The sequence below is a fragment of the Jannaschia aquimarina genome (assembly GCF_000877395.1).
In the GTDB taxonomy this organism is placed as follows: Bacteria; Pseudomonadota; Alphaproteobacteria; order Rhodobacterales; family Rhodobacteraceae; genus Jannaschia; species Jannaschia aquimarina.
In genome coordinates this window covers 1-20,387 of the sequence record NZ_JYFE01000001.1, presented here as the reverse complement: position 1 = coordinate 20,387, position 20,387 = coordinate 1, and the positions used below count along the sequence as shown (strand labels likewise).

The 20,387-nt window shown below is 67.6% G+C and carries 21 protein-coding genes and 2 pseudogenes; 10 read left to right on the top strand and 13 right to left on the bottom strand.

Annotated elements, in window-relative coordinates:
• Positions 1-3: 3 nt before the first annotated feature.
• The 3 genes from jaqu_RS00115 to jaqu_RS00105 are packed head-to-tail and all read right to left on the bottom strand — an operon-like array spanning position 4 to position 3,155.
• Complete coding sequence (locus jaqu_RS00115; RefSeq protein WP_043916885.1) at positions 4-630, bottom strand: glutathione S-transferase family protein; 627 nt, start codon at positions 628-630, stop codon at positions 4-6.
• 50 nt (positions 631-680) lie between these two features.
• Complete coding sequence (locus jaqu_RS00110) at positions 681-1,325, bottom strand: NAD(P)-dependent oxidoreductase (RefSeq protein ID WP_043916884.1); 645 nt, start codon at positions 1,323-1,325, stop codon at positions 681-683.
• 45 nt (positions 1,326-1,370) lie between these two features.
• Positions 1,371-3,155, bottom strand: coding sequence for a pyrroloquinoline quinone-dependent dehydrogenase (locus tag jaqu_RS00105; protein ID WP_052500667.1), 1,785 nt, complete (start codon positions 3,153-3,155; stop codon positions 1,371-1,373).
• An 871-nt stretch (positions 3,156-4,026) separates the two neighbouring features.
• Between jaqu_RS00105 and jaqu_RS21530 the strand changes: the two genes are divergently transcribed.
• Positions 4,027-4,455: a helix-turn-helix domain-containing protein gene (locus jaqu_RS21530; protein ID WP_161793807.1), complete on the top strand. Its 429-nt coding sequence runs from the start codon at positions 4,027-4,029 to the stop codon at positions 4,453-4,455.
• 28 nt (positions 4,456-4,483) lie between these two features.
• Here jaqu_RS21530 and jaqu_RS20280 read toward each other — a convergent pair whose 3' ends face one another.
• A complete protein-coding gene (locus jaqu_RS20280; protein WP_161793806.1) occupies positions 4,484-5,014 on the bottom strand; it encodes a nuclear transport factor 2 family protein in 531 nt (176 codons plus the stop codon).
• Between the two features lie 86 nt (positions 5,015-5,100).
• On the opposite strand from jaqu_RS20280, the pseudogene jaqu_RS21525 reads away from it, so the two are divergent.
• The 3 genes and pseudogenes from jaqu_RS21525 to jaqu_RS00075 all read left to right on the top strand — a co-directional run bounded on the left by jaqu_RS21525 (position 5,101) and on the right by jaqu_RS00075 (position 7,468).
• Positions 5,101-6,488, top strand: a pseudogene (locus tag jaqu_RS21525) (carbohydrate porin).
• A 158-nt stretch (positions 6,489-6,646) separates the two neighbouring features.
• Positions 6,647-7,009, top strand: coding sequence for a DUF302 domain-containing protein (locus tag jaqu_RS00080; RefSeq protein ID WP_043916898.1), 363 nt, complete (start codon positions 6,647-6,649; stop codon positions 7,007-7,009).
• Between the two features lie 267 nt (positions 7,010-7,276).
• Positions 7,277-7,468 carry a hypothetical protein gene (locus jaqu_RS00075; RefSeq protein ID WP_161793804.1) on the top strand — a complete coding sequence of 64 codons (192 nt, stop codon included), beginning with the start codon at positions 7,277-7,279 and terminating at the stop codon, positions 7,466-7,468.
• 333 nt (positions 7,469-7,801) lie between these two features.
• On the opposite strand, the gene jaqu_RS00070 is transcribed toward jaqu_RS00075, so the two are convergent.
• The 7 genes from jaqu_RS00070 to jaqu_RS00045 form a co-directional block, all read right to left on the bottom strand.
• Positions 7,802-8,014 carry a cupin domain-containing protein gene (locus jaqu_RS00070; RefSeq protein WP_052500664.1) on the bottom strand — a complete coding sequence of 71 codons (213 nt, stop codon included), beginning with the start codon at positions 8,012-8,014 and terminating at the stop codon, positions 7,802-7,804.
• A gap of 110 nt (positions 8,015-8,124) precedes the next feature.
• A complete protein-coding gene (locus jaqu_RS00065) occupies positions 8,125-9,054 on the bottom strand; it encodes an alpha/beta hydrolase (protein WP_161793803.1) in 930 nt (309 codons plus the stop codon).
• 175 nt (positions 9,055-9,229) lie between these two features.
• Positions 9,230-9,760 (bottom strand): nuclear transport factor 2 family protein, encoded by a 531-nt coding sequence (locus jaqu_RS00060; protein WP_052500663.1) that lies wholly within the window; start codon positions 9,758-9,760, stop codon positions 9,230-9,232.
• A gap of 105 nt (positions 9,761-9,865) precedes the next feature.
• On the bottom strand, positions 9,866-10,438 hold the full coding sequence (locus jaqu_RS22190; protein WP_052500662.1) for a molybdopterin cofactor-binding domain-containing protein: 573 nt from the start codon (positions 10,436-10,438) through the stop codon (positions 9,866-9,868).
• Positions 10,414-12,162 carry a xanthine dehydrogenase family protein molybdopterin-binding subunit gene (locus tag jaqu_RS00055; RefSeq protein ID WP_052500661.1) on the bottom strand — a complete coding sequence of 583 codons (1,749 nt, stop codon included), beginning with the start codon at positions 12,160-12,162 and terminating at the stop codon, positions 10,414-10,416. The genes jaqu_RS22190 and jaqu_RS00055 overlap by 25 nt, the downstream gene beginning before the upstream one ends.
• Before the next feature lie 3 nt (positions 12,163-12,165).
• Positions 12,166-13,203 carry an FAD binding domain-containing protein gene (locus tag jaqu_RS00050; protein WP_043916878.1) on the bottom strand — a complete coding sequence of 346 codons (1,038 nt, stop codon included), beginning with the start codon at positions 13,201-13,203 and terminating at the stop codon, positions 12,166-12,168.
• On the bottom strand, positions 13,200-13,913 hold the full coding sequence (locus tag jaqu_RS00045) for a (2Fe-2S)-binding protein (protein WP_043916877.1): 714 nt from the start codon (positions 13,911-13,913) through the stop codon (positions 13,200-13,202). The genes jaqu_RS00050 and jaqu_RS00045 overlap by 4 nt, the downstream gene beginning before the upstream one ends.
• 312 nt (positions 13,914-14,225) lie before the next feature.
• Here jaqu_RS00045 and jaqu_RS00040 point away from each other — a divergent pair, with 312 nt between their 5' ends.
• The 5 genes and pseudogenes from jaqu_RS00040 to jaqu_RS00020 all read left to right on the top strand — a co-directional run.
• Positions 14,226-14,531 carry a hypothetical protein gene (locus jaqu_RS00040; RefSeq protein ID WP_043916876.1) on the top strand — a complete coding sequence of 102 codons (306 nt, stop codon included), beginning with the start codon at positions 14,226-14,228 and terminating at the stop codon, positions 14,529-14,531.
• 15 nt (positions 14,532-14,546) lie between these two features.
• Positions 14,547-15,104 carry a helix-turn-helix domain-containing protein gene (locus tag jaqu_RS20270; RefSeq protein ID WP_052500660.1) on the top strand — a complete coding sequence of 186 codons (558 nt, stop codon included), beginning with the start codon at positions 14,547-14,549 and terminating at the stop codon, positions 15,102-15,104.
• On the top strand, positions 15,101-15,988 hold the full coding sequence (locus jaqu_RS20265) for a helix-turn-helix domain-containing protein (protein ID WP_052500659.1): 888 nt from the start codon (positions 15,101-15,103) through the stop codon (positions 15,986-15,988). The genes jaqu_RS20270 and jaqu_RS20265 overlap by 4 nt, the downstream gene beginning before the upstream one ends.
• 189 nt (positions 15,989-16,177) lie before the next feature.
• Positions 16,178-17,017: a helix-turn-helix transcriptional regulator gene (locus jaqu_RS20260; protein ID WP_161793802.1), complete on the top strand. Its 840-nt coding sequence runs from the start codon at positions 16,178-16,180 to the stop codon at positions 17,015-17,017.
• Positions 17,018-17,414: 397 nt separating this feature from the next.
• Positions 17,415-17,762 (top strand): annotated as a pseudogene (locus jaqu_RS00020) (substrate-binding domain-containing protein); the annotation flags it as partial.
• Between the two features lie 24 nt (positions 17,763-17,786).
• Here jaqu_RS00020 and jaqu_RS20255 read toward each other — a convergent pair.
• Both jaqu_RS20255 and jaqu_RS20250 read right to left on the bottom strand, forming a co-directional pair.
• A complete protein-coding gene (locus jaqu_RS20255) occupies positions 17,787-18,665 on the bottom strand; it encodes a helix-turn-helix domain-containing protein (protein ID WP_084629195.1) in 879 nt (292 codons plus the stop codon).
• Positions 18,662-19,534, bottom strand: coding sequence for a helix-turn-helix domain-containing protein (locus jaqu_RS20250; RefSeq protein WP_052500655.1), 873 nt, complete (start codon positions 19,532-19,534; stop codon positions 18,662-18,664). Before jaqu_RS20250 ends, jaqu_RS20255 begins: the two co-directional genes overlap by 4 nt.
• Before the next feature lie 326 nt (positions 19,535-19,860).
• Here jaqu_RS20250 and jaqu_RS00005 point away from each other — a divergent pair, with 326 nt between their 5' ends.
• Positions 19,861-20,226 carry a (2Fe-2S)-binding protein gene (locus tag jaqu_RS00005; RefSeq protein ID WP_084629193.1) on the top strand — a complete coding sequence of 122 codons (366 nt, stop codon included), beginning with the start codon at positions 19,861-19,863 and terminating at the stop codon, positions 20,224-20,226.
• The last annotated feature ends 161 nt before the right edge of the window (positions 20,227-20,387 follow it).

Genomic DNA, 20,387 nt, shown 5'->3' with positions numbered 1-20,387 from the left:
ATATCACCCGACGGGCTCCATGTCCTGGCGCGCCAGGGCGGTCCGCACGCCGTCGTCGCCCTCCATCCTCGCGCGGTGCTCCGCCAGCAGCGGCGTATCCGACAAGGCCACGGGCGTCTGGTCGGCCCAGCGGGTCAGGACGTAGAGGTAGGCGTCCGCGAAGGAGCGTTTGCCGAGGTACCATGTGCCGCCATGCTCATTCAGCACGCTTTCCATGTACGTGTAGTGACCGGCAATCTTCTCGTACGCCTTCGCCTTCACCGCTTTTTGCGCGGCCTCCTCCTCGGCGAAGGTCTGGGCAGCGAAATGAGGCGCGAAGTCGGCATGGACCTCGGAGGTCATGTAGCTAAGCGCCTCTGCCTCCTTGCGGCCGATTTTAGTGTCGCGGGCGTAGCCTTCGCTGCCGTGCGCGGCGCCCAGCCACGACAAAATCGCGGCGGCCTCGGTCAGTACGTCGCCGTCCTCGAACTTCAGCGCCGGCACCTTTCCCTTCGGATTGATCTCCAGATATGCGTCCTTCTTGTGGTCACCGTAGGCCATCGTGTGCACCTTTACGGGCGCATCGAGCCAGGCGACGGCGATGTTCGGTGCGAGGCTGCAGGTGCCCGGCATGCAATAGAGCGTCGGCATTGGTGTCTCCATATTCCGTTCGTCCGCAGGCAAACGCCTCGTGAGCGCGATCAGTTCGTGATGAGCACGGCGCGCCCGTCGTAGTCCCGCCCGTCCACTCGGGCGACGAGGAAGCGGCCGACATCCTCACGCGCTATGGTCTCGGGCTCGGGCTCCGCCTCCAGGTCCTCGATCACGCGGATGGGCGCGGTGTCGCGGTCGGCCAGTTCGGTCGGGCGGACGATGACCCATTCGGGCAGGCCGGAGGTGCGGACGATCTCCTCTTGGCGGGTGCGGTCCTCCATGATGCGACCCAGGAGGACGGGCTCGATAATGCGGCGGAAGACGAAGCGGCCATGGCCCGCGCTGTCGCCCGCGCCGATGGCGGTCATGGCGATCAGTCGCTTCACGCCCGCGTCCTTCATCGCGTCGATGACGTTCGCCGTCCCGTCGGCGCAGAGCGTCGGCGCATGCAGGATCGTCTGGCGCGTGAGCGGCGCGCCGAAGGTCAGGATGACGGCGTCCTGCCCTTCGACGGCAGCGCGCAGGGTGTCGGGCTTCATCACGTCGGTCTCGACGCGGCGCAGCTTGGGGTCTTCGCCCTCGATCTTCGAGGGGTCCCGCGCTCCGGCCGAGACCTCGTGCCCGGCCTTCAAGGCGTGGTGGACGGTGTGGCCTCCGACATTACCGGAGGCGCCGATGATGAGGACGCGCATGGGAGTCTCCTTCCTGTGGGTCCCGGTAAAGCTAGGGCGCGTCGGTTACTCGACCGCAGTCTCGGTGCCTTCGGGCAGTCGGAAGACCATCAACGCGGCGCCGGAGTTCGGTTGCGGGATCTCGGGCGTCAGCTCCGGGAAGGCGAGGCCATAGCCCGCGGGCACGGCGAGGTACTGGACCCCATCCACTTCGTAGCTGACCGGGTAGCCCTGGGCCGAGGTCGTGAGGCGCGTGGACCACAGCGTCTCGCCGGTCGCGCTGTCGAAGGCCCGGAACGTCCGGTCCACCCCGCCGCCGAAGACGAGGCCCCCGCCCGTCGCCAGGAGCGAGCCGTAGAACGGCGCGCGCTGGTCGTGCTGCCAGAGGGTGTCGCCCGTGGCGATATCGATGGCGATGACGGAGCCCACCTGCTCCTCGCCCTCGGGGCCTCGGTCAGGCGCATGCGCGAAGGTGAACTCGGCGGAGCCATGATAGGCGCCCAGCTCGATCTCCACCTCGTTGAGCGTATAGTCCATGCAGACGTGGTTGAAGCCCACGAAGAACGTCCCCGCCTCGGGGTCGATGGCGGCGCCCGGCCAGTTGCGTCCGCCATAGAGTGACGGGCAGACCTCCACCGTCTCGCCGACCTCGGCGATCAGGTCTTCGTTCAGCGTGGCGAGCCCGGTCTCCATGTCGAGATCCGAGATCACAGTCTGGCGGTAGGTCTCGCGTGCCCAGAGCAGGCGACCCGTCTCGCGGTCGAGGGCGCGGATGATCCCGGACTTGCCGAACATGCCGAAGATGACCTCCGCCTCGCCTTGCGGAAGGTCGTCGGCCACCCAGCGGACATCGTCGCCAGGCGTGACCTCGGTCGTCAGCAGGTGCCTCTCGAAAGCGGTATCCATGTCGAAGTTGTCGGCCGGGATGTGCTGGTGCGCCCACTTCATCTCGCCGGTGTTCACGTCCAGCGCGACCGTGGAGTTGGTGTGCTTCTCGGCGCCGGTGGCCGAGGCACGCTGCGCCCGGCCCCAGGGCACGGGCACCGCGGTGCCGACGATCAGCGTCTCGGTCTCGGCGTCATAGGCGGGCGGCATCCACACGCTGCCGCCGCGACGCTCCTCCACGGGGATGTCGCCCCAGGTGTCGCCGCCCTCCGTCCCCGGCCGGGCGTTCGTGTAGAAGCGCCAGACCTCGCTGCCGTCCTCGGGGGAGTGCGCCGACACCCAGCAGCCGCCGGGGTTGTAGAGGTAGCATCCCGACATCGGCGCGATGATCAGGCCGTTCGCGATGATGGGTCCGGCCGTGTACTGGTAGCCCTCCTCGTGGCGGGCGACCTCGACCTCCCAGCGGATCTCGCCTGTCCGGGCATCCAGCGCCAGCAGATGCGCGTCCGAGGTGCCCACGAGGATCAGGTCGTCGTAGATGGCGATGTTGCGGTTGGCATAGGCCAGCGGGAACAGACCCTCGGGCAGTTCGCGCGCATAGGACCAGATCAGGTCGCCCGTCGCGGCATCGAGCGCCTGGATCACGTCCGCCGACTGGTTGAGGAACATCACCCCGTCGCGGATCAGAGGCTGCACCTGCGTGCGCCGCCCGTTCAGCGCCCAGGACCACGCGAGTTGGAGCTCGCCCACGTTGTCGCGGTCGATCTGGTCGAGCGGCACGTAGCCCGGCAGATCGTAGCCGCCGCGGTAAGACAGCCACTCGCCCCGCGGCGGGTCCGCCAGGTCGGCGTCGGTGACGGGCGTGAAGCCCTGCATCTCCTGCGGCAGGCCCTCGGAGGGGCCGGAGGTGAGATAGGCCACCGTCCCCGTCTCCTGCCCCGTGGCGGCCGTCGCCCTGCTCGCCACGACGTTCCTCGCCGGCGCCGCCCCCGCCCTGGCTGTCGGCGGTGTCGGCGAGCGCGGGCGCGGCGAAGGCGAGGAACGTCGTGGCGAGCAGGGAGGATCGGGTCATGGGCGGGCTCCGGTATGTGCTGCGGGTGTCTAGGCGGTTCGGTCCGGTGCCGAGCGTGCTGCACCGTCGTCCTTCACCGGCTGTCGCCCCGCTCCCGGCCCGAACCCTTGGCGGCCAACCTACTTCGCTCCGCGCCGTCGCCCTTGCACGTTACGGGCGTTCCGATGGCACGAGGCGGGCGTAGCGGCCCCTCCCGGTTCGCGGTTTCGGCCGTCTTCCTTGAACATGAGCGGCGCGCCACTTGCATGGGACCGGGTTCGGCGACGCTTCATGGTGGCGCGGACACAGGCCGCCCGCTAACGTGACGATAGCAGGGAGAACGATATGCCGGATGATGGATCGCAGATACGCTCTCTCCCCGATCAATATCGGGATGGCCCCTACCGCGATTTCGCACAGGAGCATCGCGCGGGTGGGACATTCGGCTTGGAGTTCGTGGATGTGCGGCAAGGAGCCATCGAGTCAATCGATCCGCCATTAAGTCAAGTCGGCTTCGTCAGGCTTCTGAGTGGACTTGGCTCTGCAGAGACGAATTTCGGTGACGGATGGAGCAAACACGAGCTGCGAGGCCAGCACGGCCTCAATGTGCATCCCGCGAATACGGAGTGCCAATTTCGGCTACCCGAGCTTCATCTGCGTGTCGGATGCATCTCGGAGGGGACTTTGAGGGCGCTGCTCTCAGGGCACAACCTTTCTATCGGCTCTCTGGACGGCTTGGTCGAACATTTTCAAGATCTCCCTCGCGCAATCGCAGCCCACGAAGCGATGTGGGTGGCGGCGAACCGGACCGATCCCGCCGCGGGACTCGACCTCGACGGTGCGTTCCTGACCATGCTCGGTGAACTGATCGCCGCCTGCGGCCATAACCTAACCGCCGCACCGAAGCTCTCCGACCGCCGCCTCGCGCGCGCGGTGGACTATGCCGAGACCCATATCGCCGCATCCCTCACCGTCGGCGAGCTGGCTGGCGCGGCTTGCATGTCGCCCTCGGCCTTCTCCCGCGCCTTCCGCGCGGCCACGGGCGAGACGCCCTGGGCCTTCATCCGCCGCCGCCGCCTCGAGCGCGCGGGCGAGCGGATGGCCCGCACCGACGACACGCTCATGCAGATCGCCGCCGATTGCGGCTTCACCGACGCCTCGCACCTCGCGCGGTGCTGGAAGCGGGCCTACGGGACGACGCCGCGGGGCGGGTAGGCCGCGTATCGCGCCCGGCCCGCGCCGTTTAGTTGCCCGAGCCGCCCATCATCTCCTGCACCATCGCAGCCGTCGCCGGATCGAGCGTGCTGTCGTGGCGCACGACCAGCCATTCGCCGTCGCGCCGCTCCAGCGTGTCCACGTTGAAGGCGGAGCCTGCATAGGTCAGCCCCTCCACGCGCTCAAACACGACCTGGTAGCTCGTGACGACGGCCCGATCGCCCTCGCCGCTGATCACGAGGTTCGCAGAGACGTGCCGCTTGCCTTGGGTGAAGCCGCTCGACTGGCGCATGGCCTCGGCGATGCCCTCCGGCCCCGTCGAGGTCCCGAAGCCGGTCACGAACTCGGCCTCGGGCGCGAAGAAGCTGCCGTAGAGATCGTAGTCGGCCGCGTCGAGCGCGTGGTTGAGGCGCAGCACCACCTGGCGCACCGCCTCCACGTCCTCGGGCGGCAGGTTCAGCTCGGCCGTCATGTAGGCCGGATCGACCCCCTCAGGGACCTGGACTTGGGCAAGCGCGGGCGTCCCCGCGGCGGCGAACGTCAGGGCGGCGGTGAGCATGATCGTGTGATGGCGCATAGGAAGACCTTTCGGATGCTGTGGATTGGACTGCGCAACCGGAGGTTAGGGCGGACGAGCCCCGATCCATGGGACGATACGGGCGTTCGTTTGGCACGGGGCGGGCGCGGCACGCGGATCGCTCGTATCGTCCCCTAGGATCGCCCGGGACGTCCCATGACGTGCGCGAGGGGGCGGTCAGGATCGGGACAGCCCTGTCCGCGAGGTCCGAAATGTTGCTTCCCCCGATCCGCCCGCTGGTAGCGACGGCCCTGCTCGTCTCGACCGTCCCGGCGGCCGCGCAGGACGTCCCGCTCGCCGAACGCGGCCTATCCTTCTCCGGCGGCTTCACGGCGCAGGCCTCCGGGCCGATCGGGTCCGATTTCCGCGGCGACGCGGACTATGCCCATGAATTGCGCTTCGACATCGATCTCGATCTGGAGACCGCCTTCGGCTGGCCGGGTGCTGCGCTGAACCTGCGCCTCAACTATCGCGCGGGCCAGGATTACGGCCTGACCGAGGCCGGCACGACCGTGCAGACCCAGGAGATCGCGGGCGCTGCCGAGCCGGACGTTCGCCTACTCTTCTTCACCCTCTCCCAGGATCTCGCCGGTGGCACGGTGAACTTGCTCGGCGGGCGCACCGTGATGTCGGGGCAGTTCGCCGCGTCGCCGGTCTATTGCGACTTCCAGACGCTGTCGCTCTGCGGCCAACCGGTCGGGCTGATACTCGGCGGTGCCTTCCAGCCCTATCCCGGCCAGGTCTGGGGCGGGCGGGTTAAGTGGACGCCGACGCCCTGGCTCGACCTACGCCTCGGCGCCTACCAGCGCGATCCCGGCGCCTTCGCGGTGGATGGGTTCGATCTCTCGGCCGAGGACCAGACCGGCGTCGCCTATCCTCTGGAGATCGCCTATGTCCCCCAAGGCAATTTGCCCGGCCGCTACGCCTTCGGTGCGATCTACGACACGTCCGACCGCACCGACCTCGCCTTCGATGCGGTCGGCGGGCTCGCGCGGCTGACGGGCCAACCGCGGGGGTGCGCGGGGACAGGCGGCAGTACTACGCGATCTTCGATCAGATGGTCTGGCGCGCGGGCGAGGGCCGCACGAACGGCGCGATCCTCTTCGGCGGTGTGACGGTCGAGCCCGACGCGGCGGCGGAGGTCGACCGGACGTGGTTCCTCGGCACCTCCGTGCGCGGGATCGTCCCGAACCGGCCGGATGACAATATCGGCCTTCAGTTCACCCGCCTGCATTACAGCGACGCGGCTCGCGACGCGGCTCGCGCGGCCTCGCTCGCCGACGGAACGCCGCTGCGCCGACGCGATACCGAGAGTGTGTTCGAGGCCCACTACGGGCTTCAGCTGCGCGACAACGTCCGGCTCGCGCCGAACCTGCAATACGTCTGGAACCCCGGCGGCGATGAGGGTGCCAAGAGCGGCGCGGCCTGGGGTCTGAGGCTCGACGTGTCGTTCTGAGGTTCAGGCCCGAATCACCGGCCGCGCGACGTGGCGCCCTGCGCAAACCGGCGACGCTCCGCCCCCACGGACCGTCTGGAAGAGACAACGCGAGCCCATCTGCCGAGAGGGCTACTTCAAGGTCGAAGACGACATGCCAATCCGCAGAGGGACATGCCATGATCCATATCTCTTCCAAAACAGCGTTCTTCGCCGCGCTCGCGACGATTCTTGCCTTTCCCGCCGTCGGGCAGACCACCGCGACCGGGATCGTTCGCGTCGAAAGCCGGCATTCCGTCGAGGCGACGGCGGACCGCTACGAAGCCGCCGCGCGCGAGCGCGGCATTCGCGTCTTCCCGCGCTTCGATCACGCGGAGGCGGCGGCGGAACACGACGAAACTCTCCCGCCCACGGTGGTGATCCCGTTCGGCAATCCCGGCTATGGTACGCCCTTCATGCGCCAGAACCAGATCGCGGGCATAGACTTCCCGCCGAAGGCGCTGATCTACGAGGATCCGGACGGTCAGGTCTGGCTGGCCTAAAACTCTGCGGAGTACCTCTACGAGACAATCTTCGCACGGCACGGGCTGGATTATCCCGAAGGCGACGTTGCCTTCTACAAGACGCTGCTCGGGGACCTGGCTGCCGCCGCCACCGGTCAGTAGCGAAGGCCTTGCGTTCGTGTTCGCAAGAAGAACCTAAACTCGTCCGGAGCACTCGTAGTGGTCGTCGCTCCCACGGGAGACGAGGGCGACGCGCGATCATGGAAGACTGGCACGATAAATACCGAACAGCGTGACGAAGGCCACGTGTGGCTGCTGACCGTGAGCGGCCGGATGGGATGGTCCGACTTCGACGCGGTCGTGCCACGCATGGAGCGGACGCTCTGTTCGGACGCGCCCCTCCGATTGATGGTCGACTACCGCGATGGGACCGGCATGAGCGCCGGCGGATGTTTACGGGAAGCGGGCGAGTTGGCGCGTCCGTTCTCACTGATATAGGCGCATGGCCACTGCGCCGTCCTGACGGCCACGAACTTCACCGACCGGTTCCTGCAGGTCGAGGACTGGTTCCAGCCCAATCTGTGGACCCGGACCTTCGATCCCGACGATCGCGATGGGGCAATCGCTTCGGCAAGCGCGGTGCGGTAGAGGCAGCGCACTTCAGGAACGCCCTGAAGCCATTCACTATGGGTCTCATCGGGTAACGCAGCCCAAACCAACCCTCCCGAAACAGATCTCGGCCGTCACGTCGGCATACTTGCTGAACAGTCCCACGTGGGCGGGGGCCGCTGCCCTGCGGATGAAGCAAACGGCCTACATCGCCGTCTCCCTTCAGACCACCGTCAGATCTTCAACGCGACGACCATCGGTTGCTATGTCCGTATTCACCGTCGTGGCCGGTTCCAGCAGCACGACCTCGCAGGTCTCGGTCAGGGCGACGGGGCAATGCTCGACACCGTGGGGTACGACGATGAATTCGCCCTCCTCGACGACCTCCTCGCGGTCGCGGACGTGATGCGCGACGCTCTCCGGACCCCCGATCATTGGTCGCCCGCCCCGTTGAGATGTGTGTCGAGCCAGCGGATGGTTTGCTCCGCGGCGATCCCGACATAGGGGTCCTGGTCGTAGAGCTCGATGTGGTTGTGGGTATCGATTCAGACCAGTTCCTTCGGGGCTTGGCTGCGGTCGTAGGCGGCCTGCGCGTATTCCGGGAGGAGGAACACGTCGAGCGTGCCGTGAATGTACATGATGGGCGTCGGCGCGACGAGCGGAGCCTGCGAGAGGGCCGAGTAGGCGAAGTAGGCCTCGAGCGACATGGCCGCGAAATCGGACGACCAGTTGGGCGCGTAGCTCGCCCGCGTCCGGGTATAGAAGCTGTGCGCCTCCGGGTTCGGCATCGCGGCGAGGGTGTCCGGATCCTCTGCGGTGGTGGGGATCATAGCGACCTCACCGGTCGCGACCTGCTCCTGCACCATGCCGTTCAGCTGTGCGAGGACCTCAGCGAAGCCCTCGGCGCCTTGCATCTGCTGGAACGTCGCCCCGATATCGTACCCGCCCGCGATGGCGACGATGGCGCCGAGGCGCTTCTCGCGCGCGCCGAGGCTGACGGCGTAGCCGCCGCCCATGCAGACCCCGACCGCGCCGACCCGGTCCGTGTCGACCGCGTCATGCGCGAAGAGGAAGCGGACGGCCGAATGGACATCCGAGATGATGTCGGACGGATCGTAGAAGCCGCGCGGCGTGCCGCCTGACTCGCCGAAGCGGCGCGGATCGAAGGTCACGCAGAGATAGCCCGCACTGGCGAGCCGCTCGGCGTAGAGCGAGACGACCTGCTCCTTCACGGCGCTGATTGGCCCGCAGAGCGCGAGCGCGGGGATCGGCCCCCGCCCTTCCGGCGGCCGGTAGAGGTTGCCGACGATCTCGGTGCCGTCGATGGCCGCGAAGGTCACGCGCTCGGGCAGCGAGAGGTCGGGGACGAGCTGGTTCGCCGGGTCGTCGGCGATGAAGTGTTCGCCTGTATACTCCTCCTGCTGCACGGAGAGCGGGCGTACGCGTAGGCTCGGGACAGTGGTCGGATCGGTCATCGGCGTCTCCATCGCTGGGGTCGGGGATCGGTCGGCGTGGGCGGCAGGGATCGACGCGGCGAGAGCCAAGCCTCCGACGTCCGTCAGGACAGTGCGACGCGTCGGTCCATTCTCCATCCGCTCGCTTGGATCGTCGTGCTCAGGGCGCGAGGTCATCCGACGCGTGCTGCCGTTGTCATGGCCGTCTCATCCCATCGCCCCCCGGCTGATGTGACACGACGGCAATGTTCCCGCGCTGCATCGACGGCTCGAAGGCGAAGCGCGTGATCCGCCACGCTCCGTCCTCCAGCACGACGTCGTACTCGTAGTCGCCCCAGACCTCGTAGAGATCACCGCCCGGGATGCCGTCGACGCGGTTAAACGCGTAGGCCTTGGACGTCACGGTCGCAGCCGCGCCGCTCTCGGTGAAGGCGACGACATGGGTGCCGCGCAAGTGGAAGCTCGCCTTGTCGGCGTGGAGGTTCTCCTCCCACCCGCCGACGAGCTCCGCCGCCGGGATCTCGAACGGATCGGCGCCGGGCTGGTCCGACACGATGGTCTCGGCGAAGTAGCCGAGGGCCGCGTCCCAGTCCTTCGCGTCGACGGCGCGGTCTACGGCGTTGGCCAGCGCGATGACGGCGGCGGTGTCGCCCTCCTGCGCCGCGGCGAAGGTCGGGATAGGGATGGAGGCGGCAAGGATCAGTGCGAGCAGTTTGAGCGCGGTCATGTTCGGCTCGTTGTTCTGGTGTGTGGAGGGGGCGGCCACCGGGGACAGTCCGGCGGCCGCGGGCCCAGCGGGGGGGAGGATTGTCCGCCGGGATCGGAGCGGCGGTCAGGCGCCGAGGATATGCTCCATGCGGATCGGTGCTTCGCGCAGGCGGATGCCGGTGGCGTGGTGGACGGCGTTGGCCACGGCGGCGGCCATGCCTGTGATGCCCAGCTCGCCCACGCCCTTTGCGCCCAGCGGGTTGATGTGGCGGTCCTCCTCCTCCACGAGGATGGCCGCGACGCGGGGGACATCCGCGTTCACCGGCACGAAGTACTCGCCTAGGTCGGCGTTCACGTAGCGGCCGAAGCGGTGATCCACCTCCGTCGCCTCGTGCAGCACGCTGCCCACGCCCCAGATCATGCCACCCGTCAGCTGGCTGCGCGCCGTGCGTTCGTTGAGGACGCGCCCGAAGGCGAAGGCGCCGGTCATGCGGGGCACTCTGATCTCGCCGGTTAGGGCGTGGACTGCGACCTCGACGAAGTTCGCCCCGAAGGCCGCGCGCGTGTGGGCGTCGGTGACCATGCCCGCCGTGCCCGCTCCACCGGAGCGGTAGAGCTCGCGCACCGATTTCATGCCGACGGCGGCGGGCACCCAGGTGCCGCGCACCTCGATCACGCCGAAGGGGGCAAGGCCCACGACATCGGAGAGCTGCGCCGTGCGCCGTCGGATGCGGTCATGGTGCCGCCCGCGAAGGCGATTCCCGTCGGGTCGGCCCCGGCGAGCATGCCGTCCTCGGCCGTCGCGAGCTGGATGATCCGGCTGCGGACCCGGCGCGCGGCGTCCAGCACCGCCGAGCCGAAGCTCGCCGTCTGACGCGATCCGCCGGCGACCGCGTTCGGGGCGTGGTCGCTGTCTCCGAGATCGACCGCGACACCCTCCGGCGGGATACCGAGTTCGGCGGCCACGATCTGGCGGACGATGGTGTAGGTGCCCGTCCCGAGGTCGTGCGCTCCGCCCGTCAGCGTGGCCGACAGGTCCGAGCCCAGCCGCAGGTCCGCCGTTGCGGGCGCGGTGTAGGTGGGATAGACCGCGCTTGCGAGGCCATAGCCGTGCAACCAGTCGCCGCGCCTGAGCGCGCGGGTCTCGGGCCGCCAGTCGGACCAGCCGAACGCCTCCGCGCCTCGGCGCAGACACGCGTCCAGCCCGTGCGACGTCCATGGCAGGCCCGAGACCGGATCGCCCCCCGCCGCCGAGGAGTTGAGGCGCAGATCCAGCGGGTCGACGCCTGCCGCCCACGCCGCTTCGTCCACCGCCGACTCGAGGGCGAACATCGCGGGCACCTCCGCGGGCGAGCGCATGAAGCCGGGCGTGTTCACGTCCGTCGCCACCGTCGCCTCGTCGCCGCGCACCGCGGCCCATGCGTACATCCGGCTCGTCTGCTCGGTGCCGGGCAGGAAGAGCGTGTCGAAGCGCGAGGTCTGGCCGTTCTGCACGTGCTCGAGCGCCGTCAGCCGTCCGTCGGCCACCGCCACGCGCAGGCGCTGTGTCGCACCCGGGCGCATGGAGGCCACGCCGAACATCTCCGTCCGGCCGACCTCCAGCTTCACGGGCCGGCCCAGCATCCGCGCGGCGGTGCAGGCGATGTAGGTATGGTTCATCACCGTGGCCTTCGACCCGAAGCCGCCGCCGACGTAGCGCGACAGCACCCGCACCCGGCTGACCGGCAGGTCGAAGGCGGTAGCGAGCGCGGCGCGCGTACCGGTCACCCATTGGCTGGGCACATGCGCGAGCAGACCCCCGTCCCGCCATTCGGCCGCGGTGGACCACAGCTCGATCGGGTTGTGGTGCTGGATCGGGGTGATCCATTCGCCCTCGACAACGTGGTCGGCCGCCGCGAAGACGGCTTCGGGGTCGCCCACGCGGATCGGCGGCAGAATGTCCTCGGGCACCGGCACGGGGTCTGGCGCGGCGTCCACGTGGATCGACGCGGTGGCGTCCTCGGGGGCGACCTGCGAGCGAACGAGCTTGGCGGCCTCGCGCGCGATCTCGGGCGTGTCGGCGACGACGAGGCCGAGGATCTGGCCGGCGTAGCGGATCTCGGTCCCCGCCAGCGGGAAGAAGGAAGACTGTCCCACCCCGCCGGCGACGAAGGGCGTGACCTCGCCCAAGGCAGGCATGTTGCGATGCGTTAACACGAGGCGCACGCCCGGCACGGCTTCGGCCGCCTGCGTGTCGATCGCGGTAAGCGTGCCCCTGGCGTGGGCGGAAGTGACGAGCGCGGCGTACAGCGCGCCGGCCAGCGGCTCGTCCGCGGCATAGCGCGTGGTGCCCGTGACCTTGGCGCGGCTCTCCATCCGGGGCACGCCCTCGCCGATCAGGGGCAGGTTCACGTTAGTGACGACATCGTAGGTCTCGGCCATGGATCAGCCCTCCATCCGCGAAAGCGTGGTGAGGGCCTGGACGATCACGTTCCGGCCCAGCGGCACCTTGAAGGCGTTCGCCTCATGGGTGACCGCGTCCGCGAAGGCCGCCTCGGCGGCCGTGCGCATAGTCTCCTCGGTCAGCGGCCCGTCACGCAGGACGTCCTCGGCCGCCGTTGCGCGCCATGGTACGGTGGCGACACCGCCCAGGCCGATGCGCACGTCCGTCACAGTCTCGCCGTCCATCTCCAGCCCCACAGCGGCGGAGGCGTTGGCGAAGGCGTAGCTCTGCCGGTCGCGCGCCTTGATGTAGGTGGACCGGGCCAGCGCGGGGCTCAGCGGAACGCGGAAGGCGGTGATGACCTCGCCCGGCGCAAGGCGGGCGTAGTCGCCCTCGTTCGCCTTGTCAGCGGGGCGGATATGCAACTCGGCGAAGGGCATCTCGCGTGGGCCGTCCGGCCCGGTGATCTCGACCACCGTGTCGAAGGCCACCAATCCTTGCGCGAAATCGCCCGGATAGGAGGCCGTGTCCCCCTCCGTCGTGCCCAGCACCGCCGACAGCCGCGTCGGCTGACGCACCGCCGTCAGGCGGCCGTCGCCATAGGGCGTGTTGCCATAGGTCTCGACCTCCGACGCCTCGCCCTCCGCGAGGTCCAGCCAGTCGGGATGGCGGAAGTATGTGTCGCGCGTGCGCTGCATCACGTTGCCGCCCAGCGTCGCCATGTGCCGGAGCTGCTGCGTCGCGGCCAGCCAGAGCGATTCCGACAGGCAGGGCGCGCGCTCCTTCACGGTCGCGTCCTCGGAGGCGCCATTCATCGTCACCAGCGCGCCGAGGCGCAGGCTCTCACCGTCCACGGCGATCTCACGCAAGGCAGGATCGTCCAGATAGGTGATGTCGATCACACGCTCGGGCCGATAGACGCCCAGCTTCATCAAATCGAGCATGGTCGTGCCGCCTGCATAGAGCATCGCGCCCGGCTCGGCCGCGCGGCTGACGGCGTCTGAAAGCGAGGCGGCGCGCTCGTAGGCGAAGGTCCTCATGCCTCATCCTCTGCAAAGGGCGCCGGCACGCCGAGGTGCAGATCCTGCCGGGCACCCCCGCCCTCTGCAGTGGCGCCCATCTCGCTCGCGGCCTGCATCACGGCGGCTGCGATCTGCGGATACGCGGCGCAGCGGCAGAGGTTGCCGGACATGTATTCGCGCACCTCGTCCTCGGAGGACGCGTGGCCCTCGGCGATCACCACGACCGCCGACATGATCTGCCCCGGCGTGCAGTAGCCGCATTGAAACGCGTCGTTCTCGATGAAGGCGGCCTGGACGGGATGCAGCCCCTCCTCGGTCGCGATGCCCGCAGCCTCGGCCTGCCCGGCCAGCCCCTCGATCGTGACGACCTCCGCGCCCTCCAATTGCGCGGCCAGCGTCAGGCAGCCCAGCACCGGCGCGCCGTTCACGTGGATCATGCAGGCCCCGCACTGCCCGTGCCGGCAGCCCACCTTGGTGCCCGTCAGCCCCTCGCCCTCGCGCAGAAGGTCGAGCGCCGTGCGGCGCGGATCGACCGCCAGCGTGCGCGCCTCGCCGTTGAGCGTGAACGTCACGTCCACGAGGGCGCCCGGCGCGGGCCGTTCGGCTACCTGCGCCTCGACCTCACCCGCGTGGAAGCTCGCCGCCAGCCCGCCGGCGGTCGCTGCAGTACCGGTCAAGAAGCCCCGCCGCGATGGAGCGAATTCTGTTCGTTCGGTCCCATCATCCATGTCCGTCCTCCGGTCTCGTTCGATCCAACGTGCAATGAACACACGAGCATGTGTGCTTTCGAGCTAGACACTTACGGGTGATCTGCGCGACTTCATTGAACAGAGTATCGGAATCGTTGAACGGATCGTCGGGATCGGCACTCTCGCCCTTGCGCGGCTGAGGCCGGAACTGGTCGGCTTGAACGAAGCGATGGTCTGCTTGAACCAGCCGACCGTCCTGGCCGAACCCCGGAGACGAAAGCAAGGGACGGAGCCGATGGACCGTATTGCCGACCAAGCCGCACGCCAGGCAAACGCGGGGGAGTGGATGGCGTGAGCACAGAGCTCCGGATCTTCGAAACGCCGGTCGGTGCGAGCAGCAACACAATCGGTCCCAAGGGGGCGGGTCTTGACCTCCTTGGTTTGAAAGTCATCGCTATGCCACCGGGCCGGGTCGAATTGGAGATGGCGAACGTCGTCCCGATGCTCGTCGTGTCGCCGACGTGGGGCGCGCCGGCAGAAGTCTTCGATATGCGAGTGGATGGACAGCGGTTTCCCGTGGCCCATGCAGGACCTGGCCGTTTTGACGTCCATGCGCCAACCAACAGGTTGCAGCTGGAATGCATCAACTACGGCTGAGAATGCCTGATCGAGATGGACGAGACAAAGCTGCCCCTGCTTGCGCACGAGACCACGGACGGAGAGGCGTGCTTCCGAGAGCTTTTCGAGGATGGGCATGACGACGCAATGGCGCAGCTCGCTTCCCTCGCAATCGACCACTTGCGCAGGGCAAATCCGGACCGCCTCTACGTCGAAGGCCTCGCCATCGCCATGACAGCCCGGGCGTTCAGCCTGACGCGCGAGCCGGGCCGCCCCGTCCCGACCCGCGGCACCGACGCGCGCATCGCACGCGCGCTCGACTATGCCGAGGCGCATCTGGACGAGAGCCTCTCCGTCGCGCAGCTCGCCGCAGTCGCAGGCATGTCGCCCTCGTGGTTCGCCCAGTCCTTCCGGGCGGTCGTGGGTAAGCCCGTTCACGCCCAAATTCGCGAGCGGCGCCTGGAACGCGCCCGTATCCTACTCGGCCAGCGGAGCCTGTCGATCCAGCAGATCGCACATGCCTGCGGGTTCTCGGACCAAGCCCACCTGACGCGGGCGTTCAAGGCGCGGTTCGAGGTGACGCCGGCGAAGGCGCGGGAGGAGATGGCATGAGTGCGGAAGCGCACGTTTTCGACACACCCGAAGGGGCGAGCCGGCACACCATCGGACCCGATGGGGTCAGCCTTGACTTGCTTGGTCTGACGGTCATGGCGATGCCGCCCGGACTGGTCCAGGCCAAAATGGTCGACCTCAACCCGATGCTCAATATCGCGCCCTACGCAGGCCGCCCTGCCGACTTGCGGGAAGCCATTATCGACGGAACGCGACAAACGCCATCTAGAGTTCCGGATCTGCCTTTCATGGTTCACGCCGCCGCTGAAACGCTTGAGTTCGATGCGACAAATTACGGCTGGGAATGCCTTGTCGAGGTCGACGAGACGAAACTCTCTGCGCTCGATAGCGAAGCGACCGATGGCGAGGCGCGGTTTCTCTCACCATTGTTCGTGGGTCATGACGCCAGACTCGTGCAGCTTGCCGCGATGTCGATCGAGCATATGAGAGCTGCAACGGATGGTGCGGCACCCGATCGGTTGTACGTAGAGGGGCTCGCCATTGCGATGACGGCTCGAGCTTTCTCGGTGATGAATGGCATGCGCCCCGTCTCCACCCGCGGCACGGACGCGCGCATCGCCCGCGCGCTCGACTACGCCGAGGCGCATCTAAGCGAGGATCTCTCCGTGGCCCACCTCGCCGCAGTGGCCGGCATGTCGCCCTCGTGGTTCGCCCAGTCCTTCCGGGCAGTCGTGGGTAAGCCAGTCCACGCGCATATCCGCGAGCGCCGCCTCGAACGTGCCCGCATCCTCCTCGGCCGGCGCGCTCTGCCGATCCAGCAGATTGCCCATGCCTGCGGGTTCTCGGACCAGGCCCATCTGACGCGGACCTTCAAGGCGCGGTTCGGGACCACGCCGGCCAGGGCACGGAAGGAGATGGCATGAAAGGGTCCGCAGGACGCGATGCCGGGTGTATAACCAGCCAGTCGTTCTTGAACGCCTTCCCGGTTGTTTGGACCGCAATCACGGAATTCGCCGGGTAAGGCTTCTCTCCGGCGCGCGATGGTTGGACCCTGCCCTGGAACGGAGCGGGCGCCGGCCTGCGAGCGGGCCGCACATGGACGGAGACGGCGGATGATGCAGAAGCGCGAGGATTATTCGCTCGATGTACCATTAGACGGGCCGCCAGCACCGAGTGTGCCGACACTGGAGCACGAATGCACATTGTCGGGAGTGCGGCTGATGGCTCTGCCGCCCGGACAGGTCGAGATCGGCTACGTCGCCAAAGCCCATATGCTGGACGTAAACCTCAACGCGCTCATCCACGAACAGGCCGTCGGGAGCAACCGGCTCCGACCTCAATGTTGCCCTGCGGACAGCGTCAGTTGGGCACCGGTCGGGGTCGATTTCCGCCTGCGGGCAAACAACCACCTTTGGGGCCTGCTCTTGGAATTCGACGCAGAACGCGCGCATGAATTGGTTGTGGAGCGCCTCGATGGCAGATCTCTCCCCCGTGATTTTCTCAACTATCGGCCGCGTCCTCGGGCGGCCCTTTTCGCGAGGATGGCGATCGATGACCTGAGGAGGGGCGGCGAGGATCGCTTATTTCTAGAGGGGCTCGCACTTGCAATTCTGGGCGACACCCTTTCGAGCATGGATGCGCCACCGTCTCTCGGGCCAGCGGCGCCGCGCGGCATCGCCCGCGCGCTCGACCTGATCGAGGCCCGGCTCGGCGCGGACCTGTCGCTGGCCGAGATCGCCGCTGCCGCGGGCATGTCACCCTCCTGGTTCGCCGAGAGCTTTCGTGCCGCCGTCGGCGAGCCGGTCTTCGCCTATGTCCGCCGCCGCCGCCTCGACCGCGCCCGTGCCATGATCGCCGACCGCCGCTTGGCCCTCGGTGCCATCGCCCATGCCTGCGGCTTCGCCGACCAGAGCCACATGACCCGTGCCTTCCGCCGCCGCTGGGGGGGGTGACGCCGGGGAAACTGCGCCGGGGCGGGTGACGACCTCGATTCCAGAACGCCCGTATGCGTTTCACCGAGTGCACAAGAGGGACGCGCTCGCGACCGTTCCGGACGTGTCTCATCGGGCGACACCGACCAAACCGACCCCTACAAAACAGATCCCTCGCGTAACCGCAGCATACACGGTGGAACTGTTCAAGATGTTCCGACACTGCAGACTAGTTCGTAGTACCCTAGACTATGCCTGAAGGGTCGCCTCTGCCATCGCGCACTTCGTCCTCGCTCGTGCTAGCCGCCGGTTCCAGTAGCTTCAGCCTGCCCATAACCACTTCCAGCACGCAAAAGTTGGCGACTATACGGTCTACCTTGCTCGTGCCAGAAAGAGACGCTTCGACTACGAGGCGGGCGAACAACTGGGACGGCAGATATTGACCCTGCCCGATCCGCCAGGCGCGACCGCGAGCGACCAGGTGGCGATCGGCGTGCTCAGGGCCGCGCGCGACCTCGGCGTCGAGGTGCCGCGCGATCTGTCGGTGACGGGGTTCGAAGACATCCTTCTCGCCGACCTGGTCGTTCCGCGCCTGACTACCATCCGCCAGCCTGTCGCAAGTCTTGCGCGGAACGCGGTCGACCGCGTGGTGGATGGCCGTTTCAAGGAAGGCGCGACGATCGTTCCAGGAGAACTCATCGTCCGAGGGTTGAGCGGTCCGGCCAAAGTGTCTCCGGTGCGCGACGCGGCCACCGAGGCCACCTGAACCGTTTCCCTGCGCACCGCCCCATTACCGCATCTCCTTCGGGCTGGCCCCATAGCGGGCGGCGAACAGCCGAGTCATGTGACTGTGGCTGGAGAAGCCGCAGGTGAAGGCGATCTGGGCGAGCGAGAGGCGGTGGTCGGCGAGGAGGGGGCGGGCGCGCTCCAGACGGCGCTCGCGGGCAAAGGCGAAGACCGGCTGACCCATCGCCGCGCGGAAGGATGACCGGAACCAAGAGGGCGACATGGCGGCGGCCGAGGCGATAGCCGCGACGGAGAGGTCTTCGCCCAGATGGGCCTCGATATAATCGATCGCGCAGGCGATCCGAGGGTCGGTGCCGTCAACCGCTGCGGCGCCATGTGCCCCACGCCCGAGCGACAGCACGCGCGCGTTCATCGCCACCGTCAGACCCTCGACATAGAGGCGGTCAGGTTCCCCGAACCGCAGGTGCGAGATCGCCATCCGGGCCAGGGTGCAGACGGCGGCGTCGAAGGTGCTCGCGAACTCGGGCAGGCGCCCGCCCAGCATCTCCAGCGCCTCGGAGATGACAGCCTCCAAGGAATGGCCATCGAACTCCACCAAGCATTCCCAGTCGTGATTGTGACAACTCAGTTCCATGTCGCCGCCGGCGAAGAAGGCGTGCGCCGCGCCCTCCGCCGTGTGAACGCGCCGAGCGATGTCCTCGCCGTTGAGGCGATAGTGATACGGGGTGGCGCTTGGCCGGGAAGGCACAACGTTCAGGACCAGAAGCATCGCGGCGAGCGACAGATCGACCTTGCCGGGGGACAGGGCGGTGATCGTCATTCCCGTCGCGTCACAGGAGTGCGATCTCGGGCTGAGATAGGGTCGAAACGAGCCCGTCGCGCCAAGATCCCCGCGGCTGTCGATGGCGGAGGCGTCCATCATCGCATCTCCCTCGGGCTGGCCCCATAGCGGGCGGAGAACAGCCGGGTCATGTGACTGTGGCTGGAGAAGCCGCAGGCGAAGGCGATTTGGGTTAGCGAAAGGCGTCGGTCGGCGAGGAGGAGGCGGGCGCGTTCCAGACGACGCTCGCGGACATAGGCGAAGACGGGCTGGCCGGTGGTGGCCTTGAAGGCGGTCTGGAACCATGAAGGCGACATTGCTGCGGCCGACGCGATGGCGGCAACCGACAAGCCCTCGCCCAGATGTGCCTCGACATAATCGATGGCACGAGCGATGCGGGCATCGGTTCCGGACGTCGTCACCGTCTCCGGCAAGTCGCTTGCCTGCGCCAGGCATCGCGCCACGATGGCGATACTCAAGCCCTCGACATATAGCCTGTCCGTTATGCCCTGCCGCATGTGTTCGATTGCAAGCCGCGCCAGATTGGACACTGCGAAGTCCGACCGGCACACACCGCGCCGGGTGATCCGCATCTCACCGTCCCAGGCCTCCACGGCAAGCTGCGGAAGCTGCGTTTCGTCCAGTTCGACGAAGAGCTCCCAGCCGAAATTCTCGCCGCTGATTTCGTGGTCGAGCCCCCCGGCAAACAGGTCGAAGCCACCGCCTCTGTTCGCTACCGATCGGGACAAGAGATCGCGATCGTCAACGATAAAGCGATCTACGCGGTTCGCGTTCGTCTGCGGTATTACGTTGATGTAGCCCGGTGCACTTCGCAGCTCGACGTCGATCCGCCCGGGTGGCAGCGCCACGATGCTTAGGCCGGTCAGATCGCAATGATGCGCTTTCGGCGTCGCGCGATGCAGGAAGGCCCCGGTACTCTCCGGCACGTGCAATGCATAATCGTCAGTCATCGCGCTGCCCCTTTCCGGCGATCTGGCCTATTTCCACTCGTCCCTTCCAATCGCGGCCTGAACGCCACGTTCTTGGATGATTCTCATGATAGTGAGGATCATACAGCGCCCGGCAAAGTCAGGGCCAATCTTCGCCGCGAAATTGGATGCAGGTGACAGGAAACGGTCGGTCCGTGACAGGTCCGGGCGCGATCGGCCCCTACCCTCCCGGCATCGAACGAGAGCCCGGTGACAGCGAGACCGTCCCACAGGACAGCGTGCGCCCCTGCTCTCGCAGTAGGATCGGCTTCGACGGAACGGTTCGATCCAGTCGCAGGGAGACGTGCATGACAACCTTCACCTTGAACGGAGCGGAGGTGTCGCTCGACGCCGACCCCGACACCCCGCTGCTCTGGGCCTTGCGCGACCATGCGGGCCTGACGGGCACTAAGTTCGGATGCGGCGTGGGGGCCTGCGGGGCCTGCCCCGTCCATCTGAATGGCGCCGCGGTGCCGTCCTGCACCCTCCCGCTCGCGGCCGTCGAAGGGGCCGAGATCACCACGATCGAAGGCCTCGGGGGCGCGGACGACCACCCGGTCCAGGGGGCTTGGATCGAACTGGACGTCGTGCAGTGCGGCTATTGCCAGCCGGGGCAGATCATGGCCACTGCGGCGATGATCGCCCAGGTGCCCCAGCCCGAAGCTGAGAACTAGGACGGACCTCCCCTGCATACGTTCCCGCAAATGATTGCTTCAACGCGCATCGCGGCGAGATCAGCGCCTGCTCACGGAGCAAGGTGCGCTGGTCTCCTCGCTTGCGCGGGATGCAACAACACCGTCTCTTCCTCGTTGCAAAGGGCCGACGGCCGTTCGGG

Bases quoted from the DNA above. Each gene is read 5' to 3' on its own strand.
- jaqu_RS20260 (WP_161793802.1), top strand. From the start codon at position 16,178: ATGATGCAGAAGCGCGAGGATTATTCGCTCGATGTACCATTAGACGGG.
- jaqu_RS20280 (WP_161793806.1), bottom strand. From the start codon at position 5,014: ATGCTCACCGCCGCCCTGACGTTCGCCGCCGCGGGGACGCCCGCGCTT.
- jaqu_RS00055 (WP_052500661.1), bottom strand. From the start codon at position 12,162: ATGGCCGAGACCTACGATGTCGTCACTAACGTGAACCTGCCCCTGATC.
- jaqu_RS00115 (WP_043916885.1), bottom strand. From the start codon at position 630: ATGCCGACGCTCTATTGCATGCCGGGCACCTGCAGCCTCGCACCGAAC.
- jaqu_RS00060 (WP_052500663.1), bottom strand. From the start codon at position 9,760: ATGACCGCGCTCAAACTGCTCGCACTGATCCTTGCCGCCTCCATCCCT.
- jaqu_RS20250 (WP_052500655.1), bottom strand. From the start codon at position 19,534: ATGACTGACGATTATGCATTGCACGTGCCGGAGAGTACCGGGGCCTTC.
- jaqu_RS00070 (WP_052500664.1), bottom strand. From the start codon at position 8,014: ATGATCGGGGGTCCGGAGAGCGTCGCGCATCACGTCCGCGACCGCGAG.
- jaqu_RS20265 (WP_052500659.1), top strand. From the start codon at position 15,101: ATGAGTGCGGAAGCGCACGTTTTCGACACACCCGAAGGGGCGAGCCGG.
- jaqu_RS00005 (WP_084629193.1), top strand. From the start codon at position 19,861: ATGACAACCTTCACCTTGAACGGAGCGGAGGTGTCGCTCGACGCCGAC.
- jaqu_RS00045 (WP_043916877.1), bottom strand. From the start codon at position 13,913: ATGGATGATGGGACCGAACGAACAGAATTCGCTCCATCGCGGCGGGGC.
- jaqu_RS20270 (WP_052500660.1), top strand. From the start codon at position 14,547: ATGGACGAGACAAAGCTGCCCCTGCTTGCGCACGAGACCACGGACGGA.
- jaqu_RS00110 (WP_043916884.1), bottom strand. From the start codon at position 1,325: ATGCGCGTCCTCATCATCGGCGCCTCCGGTAATGTCGGAGGCCACACC.
- jaqu_RS21530 (WP_161793807.1), top strand. From the start codon at position 4,027: ATGTGGGTGGCGGCGAACCGGACCGATCCCGCCGCGGGACTCGACCTC.
- jaqu_RS00065 (WP_161793803.1), bottom strand. From the start codon at position 9,054: ATGACCGATCCGACCACTGTCCCGAGCCTACGCGTACGCCCGCTCTCC.
- jaqu_RS20255 (WP_084629195.1), bottom strand. From the start codon at position 18,665: ATGATGGACGCCTCCGCCATCGACAGCCGCGGGGATCTTGGCGCGACG.
- jaqu_RS00050 (WP_043916878.1), bottom strand. From the start codon at position 13,203: ATGAGGACCTTCGCCTACGAGCGCGCCGCCTCGCTTTCAGACGCCGTC.
- jaqu_RS00080 (WP_043916898.1), top strand. From the start codon at position 6,647: ATGATCCATATCTCTTCCAAAACAGCGTTCTTCGCCGCGCTCGCGACG.